This is a genomic window from Streptomyces sp. DSM 120436 (assembly GCF_055778765.1).
This window is the reverse complement of the sequence record NZ_JBSKBS010000001.1, coordinates 2,791,996-2,799,005: the sequence shown is the minus strand read 5'-3', so window position 1 is coordinate 2,799,005 and position 7,010 is coordinate 2,791,996. Positions and strand designations below refer to the sequence as shown.

General features: G+C 70.1%; 6 protein-coding genes. All 6 read right to left on the bottom strand.

What is annotated here, in order from left to right; translation table 11 throughout:
• Positions 1-2: 2 nt before the first annotated feature.
• The 6 genes from ACWH4W_RS12860 to eccB all read right to left on the bottom strand — a co-directional run bounded on the left by ACWH4W_RS12860 (position 3) and on the right by eccB (position 7,009).
• Positions 3-515 carry a YbaB/EbfC family nucleoid-associated protein gene (locus ACWH4W_RS12860; protein WP_290010157.1) on the bottom strand — a complete coding sequence of 171 codons (513 nt, stop codon included), beginning with the start codon at positions 513-515 and terminating at the stop codon, positions 3-5.
• A 16-nt stretch (positions 516-531) separates the two neighbouring features.
• Positions 532-3,936, bottom strand: coding sequence for an AAWKG family protein (locus ACWH4W_RS12855; RefSeq protein ID WP_473075874.1), 3,405 nt, complete (start codon positions 3,934-3,936; stop codon positions 532-534).
• A gap of 12 nt (positions 3,937-3,948) precedes the next feature.
• Positions 3,949-4,395, bottom strand: a complete 447-nt coding sequence (locus ACWH4W_RS12850) for a type VII secretion system-associated protein (RefSeq protein ID WP_290010160.1) — start codon at positions 4,393-4,395, stop codon at positions 3,949-3,951.
• 28 nt (positions 4,396-4,423) lie between these two features.
• Positions 4,424-4,744, bottom strand: a complete 321-nt coding sequence (locus tag ACWH4W_RS12845) for a WXG100 family type VII secretion target (protein ID WP_473075873.1) — start codon at positions 4,742-4,744, stop codon at positions 4,424-4,426.
• Positions 4,745-4,813: 69 nt separating this feature from the next.
• Positions 4,814-5,164, bottom strand: coding sequence for a hypothetical protein (locus tag ACWH4W_RS12840; protein ID WP_473075872.1), 351 nt, complete (start codon positions 5,162-5,164; stop codon positions 4,814-4,816).
• Between the two features lie 372 nt (positions 5,165-5,536).
• Positions 5,537-7,009 carry a type VII secretion protein EccB gene (gene eccB / locus ACWH4W_RS12835; protein WP_473075871.1) on the bottom strand — a complete coding sequence of 491 codons (1,473 nt, stop codon included), beginning with the start codon at positions 7,007-7,009 and terminating at the stop codon, positions 5,537-5,539.
• Position 7,010 lies beyond the last annotated feature (1 nt).

Here is a 7,010-nt window from a genome sequence, read left to right as displayed (position 1 = left end):
GGTCACGCGCCTCCCTGTCGTTCCCGTCGTCCGTCGCCCGCGGCGCGGACCGCCCTGGGCGGGGCCGCGGGTTCCTCGTCGTCCTCGACGATCTCGTCGCGGAGCCTGCTCATCGCCGTGGGTCCCTTCGGCACGGCGGTCTCGCTGAGCAGCGAGCCGAAGACCGACCCCCAGTCGACGCCCATCCGCTCCGGGGCGGCGCCGCGCGCGGTCATCCGGGTGAGCGGGTCGAGCACGTCGACGACCCGGCGGGCCATCTCGGCCCGCGCCGTGTTCGCGGCCTCCAGCACCGCCGCGGAGAGCTGGGCGGCGGCCATGGTCCGGTACTTGCCGTCGAGGAACTCCAGACTGGTCAGCTCCCCCTTCGCACCGACGGAGACCCGCACCGACCGGTCCGCCGAACGCGCGGTGGCCGACGCCGCGTCCAGCTCGGCCCGTGCCGAGGCCGCGGCCTCCTCCGCCGCCTTGAGGTGGGCCATCGCCTGGGCCACCCGGTCCTCCATCGGCTGACTCATCCCGCTCCCCTTTCCCTCAGCGCCCCAGGGCCTGCGGCGCGCCGCCCTCGTCGGTGCCCCAGACGTCCTCGTCCTCGGCCAGCCACGTGGTCCGTTCCCGGTCCCCGCTCTCCGTCTGCGGCCTGTCCCCCGCCCCGCCCATGGGTCCCATCGGCGGCATGAAGGGCGTGCTGCTGCTGGTCTGCGTGGTCCTGGGGACGACGCGGTGCTCCTCGTCCTCGACGGTCCGCGCGGCGGCCGTCCGGCCGGAGCGGCCGACCGCGGGCTCGATGACGGTCCTGGTGCGCTCGCCGCTGTTGCCGCCGGCCTCGCCGCCCGCGCCGCGCGTCATCGGCGGATACATCCCCGGCGATCCCGCCCCCGTGCCGGTGCCGGTGCCGTCGGCGGAGGCGCCCGCCAGGGCGTCACCGCTCTGCGGACGCCCGAGCGCCGAGGCGAGGTCGTCCTGGTTGTAGAGGTTGTCGTCGAACACGGAGGAGTACGCGGAGCCGGCGGAGCCGACGGAACCCATGGAGCCGCCCCCGTTGTAGGCGGAGAGATCGGGGGGCTGGGGAAGGTCGGCGATGCGCTGCCGGATCAGCTCGTCGATGTTCTTCTCACCGGCGTTGATCCGGTCGTACTCGGCCTGGATGTCGCGCATGCGCTGGTCGTACTCGGACTTGGCGTCCTTGCGCGCCTGCTCGGCCTCGGTACGCGCCTCCTCGCGTTCCGCCTGGGCGTCGGCCTTCGCCCGGTCGTACTCGCGCCTGGCCTCGGCCTCGGCGGCGTCCGCCCGTTCGAGGGCCTCCCGTTCGGCGGCGTCGATCTCCGCGATCCGCCGGTCGTACTCCTCGCGGGCCTCTGCCTCGTCGGTGCCGGCGGCGATCTCCCGCTCGTACTCCTGGCGGGCCTCGGCGCGTTCCTGTTCGGCGTCCCGGCGCGCCTGGTCCCGCTGTTCCTGGGCCTCGGCCTTCTCCTGCTCGTACTCCCGTCGCGCCGCCGCCTCCTGGCGGTCGGCCTCCTGGAGGGCGGCGTCGCGCTCGGCGCGGGCCTCGGCCTTCTGCTGCTCGTAGTCGGCCTGCGCCTCGGCCTTGGCGTTCTCGGCGTCCAGCCGGGCCTGCTGCCTTTCCTGCAGAGCCTCGCGGCGGGCCTCCTCCTGCTGGGCTTCCGCCCTGGCCTGCGCGTCGGCCTGGTCCTGCTTGACGGCTTCCCGCTCGGCGGCGGCCTCCGCCTTGGCCGCCTCCTGCTCGCGCTTGGCCTCGGCCTGCGCGGCCTCCTGCTCGGCCTTCGCCTCCGCCTTCTCCTGCTCCGCCTGCGCCTTGGCCGCCTCCTGCTCGGCCTTCGCCTGCGCCTGCGCGGCCTCCTGCTCGGCCTTCGCCTCCGCCTTCTCCTGCTCCGCCTGCGCCTTGGCCGCCTCCTGCTCGCGCTTGGCCTCGGCCTGCGCGGCCTCCTGCTCGGCCTTCGCCTCCGCCTTCTCCTGCTCCGCCTGCGCCTTGGCCGCCTCCTGCTCGGCCTCGGCCTCGGCGCGGTCGGCTTCGGCCTGGGCCGCGGCCCGTTCCCGCTCCTTCTTCGCCTCGTCCTGCGCCTTCTGGTTCTGCGCGAGAACGAACGCCTGCTGCTCGGCCGCCGCCGCCTTGGCCTCGGCCTTCTCCTTTTCCGCCGCTTCCTTGGCGGCAGCCTGTTCGGCCTTGGCTTCGGCCTTCTCCTTCTCCTGTTCGGCCTTGGCTTCGGCCTTCTCCTGCTCGGCTGCCGCCTTGGCCGCCTCCTGCGCGGCCTTGGCTTCGGCCTTCTCCTTCTCCTGCTCGGCCTTGGCTTCGGCCTTCTCCTGCTCGGCTGCCGCCTTGGCCGCCTCCTGCGCGGCCTTGGCCTCCGCCTTCTCCTTCTCGGCCGCCGCCTTCGCCTCGGCCTTCTCCTTATCGGCCTCCGCCTTCTCGCGGTCCCGCTCGGCCTTGGCCTCCGCCTTCTCCTTCTCGGCCGCCGCCTTCGCCTCGGCCTTCTCCTTATCGGCCTCCGCCTTCTCGCGGTCCCGCTCGGCCTTGGCCTCCGCCTTCTCCTTCTCTGCCGCCGCCTTCGCCTCCGCCTTCTCCTTCTCGGCTGCCGCCTTGGCAGCCGCCGCTTCGGCCTCCGCCTTCTTCTTCTCGGCGTCGGCCTCCGCCTTGGCGGAGATCTCGGAGAGGGGGCGGCCGTCCCTGTCGGTGATGCTGGTGTCGAACGCCTTCTCGGCTTCCTTGAACGCCTTGTTGATGGCCACGATGGCCTCGGCGCCCTTCGTGCTGAGCCAGTCCTGCACGGACTGTTCCCACCGGCGCACCGCCTCGTCGGCGATCGCCTTCCACGTGGTCATGTCGCTCGGCTTGCCGTACGGCTTCCCCTCGATGACGATCTCGTTCCGGAATTTGGCGGTCGACACCACGTAGTTGTGCCAGGTGGTGTACGGCCCGGAACCACTGGACACCGTGTCGAAGTCCGTATTGCCGAACTGGTTGTCGATGAGGAAGAACCGGGCCTCTTGCAGCATGTCGTAGAGCCAGCGCTGCGGATTGCTCTCGGCCCTCCACGCCACCCAGGCGTTGCGCAGGTTCTGCGCCTGTTCGAGGATGACAGCCTGGGCCGCGGCCAGCGCCCGGGCCGGCTCGGACGTCACCGTCACCGTGTCGATGGTGACCGCGGAGCCCCCGGTGCCCTTGCCGTCGATCTGGTCGGCGTACCCCTCGTAGTTCCGGGCCAGCTTGTGGATGAGTTCCTTGAAGATGGCGGCCGACGTGCCGTCCCAGGAGTCGCTGCCCTCTCCGATGTTCTCGTTGTCCCACTTGCCGATGGTGACCGCGCTGTCCTTGAAGAACTCGACGACCCGGTCGAACGCCTGGGCCGTCTTCGTGAAGGAGAGCAGGTCGACGTAGGCGCCGTCGCCCACCGTGATGCCGCGGTTCTCGAATCCGTGGGTGGAGTAGGGCCACATCGTCAGTTGATCGAGGGCGGCCTTGGAACCGTAGATGTACTGGACCAGGGCGCTGGTGTCCCAGTCGAGTTTCTCGCCTTCGCTGTTCGAGCCGCCCTTGTCCATCAGGACCTTGCTCGTCTTCTCGAACTTCGCGATCACGTTCTCCCCGCTCGGGGGCGCGGCCGAGGGCGTGGCGAGAAAGGTGATGTACACGCGGTACTGGTAGAGGTAGCTGCCCTCGGAGACGTCCGTGCCGTTTCCGGCCGGCTGGTAGTACGGAATGGTGTAGTTGGTGTTGCGCGTGCCCCAGCCACCGGAGTTCATGAAACCCGACGAATAGTCCGGACCGCCCTCGTCCTCCACCCGGACGTGGATCATCGGGATGTCGTCGTTGCCCTTGAGGGTGTCGAACAACGTCTTCCGCTCCGGCAGAACGTAGCCGGTGAGCAGGTCGACTGCCTTCTTCCAGTAGTCGTCGTTGTTGTCCTTGGGGCTGGCCATCGCCGAACTCCGCTACTCTTCCTCTTCGGTGCCACCCGGATTGTCGAGGTCACTGTCGACATCCTCGAAGATGTCCATGAACTCGTCCGCGGTGATGTTCTCGAGGTTCTTGCCCTGGGCCTTGGCCAGCTCGTCGATCGTGTCCCACAACGCCTGTTCGAGGTCCTCGAAGAGGACCGTCTGGTCCTCCAGGATGCGCTCGACCTCGCCCGCGCCCTGCCGGATGACCTTGTTCAGGGATCCTCCGCCGACCAGGCTGTTCTCGTCGGCCATGGGGCCGAGGACGAGCGGCTTCGAGGACAGGATCGTCGTGGTCGAGATGCTGTCCGCGATGAACGAGATCGCCGGGCCGGCGGTCGGGCTGTCCTTGAGGATGTTCTCCAGGGACGTCCGGAAGTCGTCGATCTGGTTGTTGATGAAGTTCTTCAGGAACGTGCTGTCGAGGACCGTGACGGCCATGCGATCACCCTTCCGTCACCGGTCGGCGTCAGCGGCTGCCGATCCTGATGTCGCCCCACCGCTGCGACAGGTTCTGCTCCGTGTACCGGTAGTTGTTGGAGATCTCGGTCAGCAGACCGGAGTGGTTGGCGAGCAGGTTCTTGATGTTCTCGACAGCGTTGTCCCACTTCGCCTGGACCTCGCTGTAGACGTCCCGGTCGTCACCGATCCAGCTGTTCCGGAGGTCGGCCAGTTCCATCTCCAGGTTGGCCAGAATGCTCATGATCGCCTTGGACTGGCTGACCATGTCGTCCGCCGCGCCTTCGGCGTGGTTGTAGTCGACGTAGATGTAGCCGTCGGAGAAGTCCATCGGATTCCTCGATTCACCGGGGGAATGACGAGTGGGGGAAGGGGCAGTGCCTGGCGGGTGCGCCGGGAGTCAGTTCGACGACGTGTTGGTGCCGTTGAGCTCGTCGAACACCTGCGTGGAGCGCGAGTACTCCGCGTCGATCGCGTCGTTGCTGGATCCCTGCACCAGCCCGTGCTCCCGGAGGGTGCCGTTGAGCTCGTCGACCATCCGGTCCAGGTTGATCAGGATGGTGTCGACGTGCTCGTCCCACTGCTCCAGCAGCTTCTTGTACTTGCCGCCGTCCACGCCCCCGTAATTCGAGGCGAGCGTGTGCGACGTGGTCTGCACGTCCTGCTGACAGCGCTGAACACCGGAGAAGGCCTGTTCCAGTGCCATGATCCCGTTGCGGGTCGCGCGTTCTTCGGACTGCTGCATGGCCATGAGAGAACTCCCTTTCGGCACAACTCACCGGACTGCGGCCCTCACTTCACCCTGCGGGCAGACAGGGCTTCCCCGCGCTCACGGATGACACGCCGGGGTCATGGGGTGGCCAGATGCTATGCAGGCTGCAACTTGTTTGGCAATTGCCGACGGAACCGCGAACTCCCCCATTAAGGAGCTCAATTGAGCAATGGCCCGGAATTCATGCCGCTCAGGTGAGCGGCATGGTGAATCCAGCCGGACAGACCGGACATCGGCGCCGTCCGCCGGGCGCCACCCGGTACCCGGATAAACGTGGGGTGACCGGGTGGACGCCAAGAATTTCCCTCCCGGACGATCGCCGACGGTGCCCGGCCGCCCCCTCCCGCCCCCCTACTGCCCGGGGCACCGCAGCGTCACCCGGGCCTCGCCCTCGGACGCCGCCTCCGGGGTCAGGTCCGGGCCGCTGGGCAGCATGGCCAGCATCGGGGACGGCATCGTCCGCGCCTCGACGCCCTCGTAGCCCAGCGCCGTCACCGCCTCCTGGGACAGCAGCCGGTACTTCACGCCCTCGTCCGTCACCAGGTACGTGGTGTCGCCCAGAGCGCTGCCGCTCGCGCTCAACGCCCTGACCAGCGCACCCTTTCCGGCCCGTACGGCGATGGAGTCGACCTTCAGGCACCCCGGTTCGACCTCGGGCGACGGCGCCTGCACGGCCCCGGGCAGGGCGCTCCGGGGCAGCACCGAAGCGCCCACCCGCACGCCGGAGTCCGCGGAGTCGACCTCGGCGCAGGCCACCGAGCCGGTGGCGACGGTGACCGCCCTCGGCGGCGTCGCGGGCAGCCTCGCCGACTCCGCGCTCCGCGCGTCGGGGGCGAGGTGCCCGGCCAGGGCGTCCGCGCCGAGCATCGTCACGGTCGCGTCGTCCCCGCCGTACGCCTTCTCACGGGTCCGCGGATCGCCCAGCAGGAGGGTCGCCTCCGTGTCCGTCAGCGGCACGAGCCCGTCCTTCGTGAGCAGGTGGTGGCGGGCGGTGGAGCCGGGCACGCCGGCCTTGAAGAGCTGCCCGATCCTGGTGCTCCGCCCGGCCAGTTCGGGACCCTGCTCGCCCCGGCCGGGTACGTCGGCGGGGGCCAGGTCGGGTCCCAGCGGGAAGGCGTCGAGGAACGCCGCGGAGACGGGACGCGGGGTGACGTCGCCGTACCCGAGGGCCTCGGCCGCCTTCGCCCGCTCGTCCAGCCGCAGCCGGCTGCCCTGCCACAGCAGGTACGTGGCGTCGTCGGGGCCGGTGACCAGCACGCCCTCGTCCTCGCCCAGTCGACTGCCGCCGGGCACGTCCTGCGGAGCGTCGGCGCCGAGGGCGAGCGTGGTGGTCGCCGTGACGACGCCCGTCGTCCGCGGCAGGACGTCCGAGCAGACCAGCCAGGGGCCGCGGTCCAGGTCGCCCGTGCCCGGCAGCGCCTCGGGCCCGTCGGGGATGCCGACGGGCGTTCCGTGCGGGGTGCCGGCCAGCGAGGACGTGCCCACCGTCGTGACGCCGATCTCGCCGCCGGTGACCAGCCGGGCCGAGGCGTAGTTGCGCACCGGGCGCAGCCGCCCGTCCAGGTACAGGTAACGCGCGCCGGTCTGCTTGTCGACGATCAGGTTCTCCCCCGAGCGCCACGAGTCGTTGCCGCCGGGCTTGATGAGCCCGAAGACGAAGGCGCCGGCGCACACCAGCACGGCGATGATCACGCCGATCGCGGCGCCGCGGTTGGTCCGGCCCAGCGGGCTCTCCGGGGCGTCCGGCTCGGACCGCAGCATGGCCGAGGCCAGCCGTCCCATGATGAACAGGTGCGCCTGTACTTGGTCGCGCTTGCTGTGCATG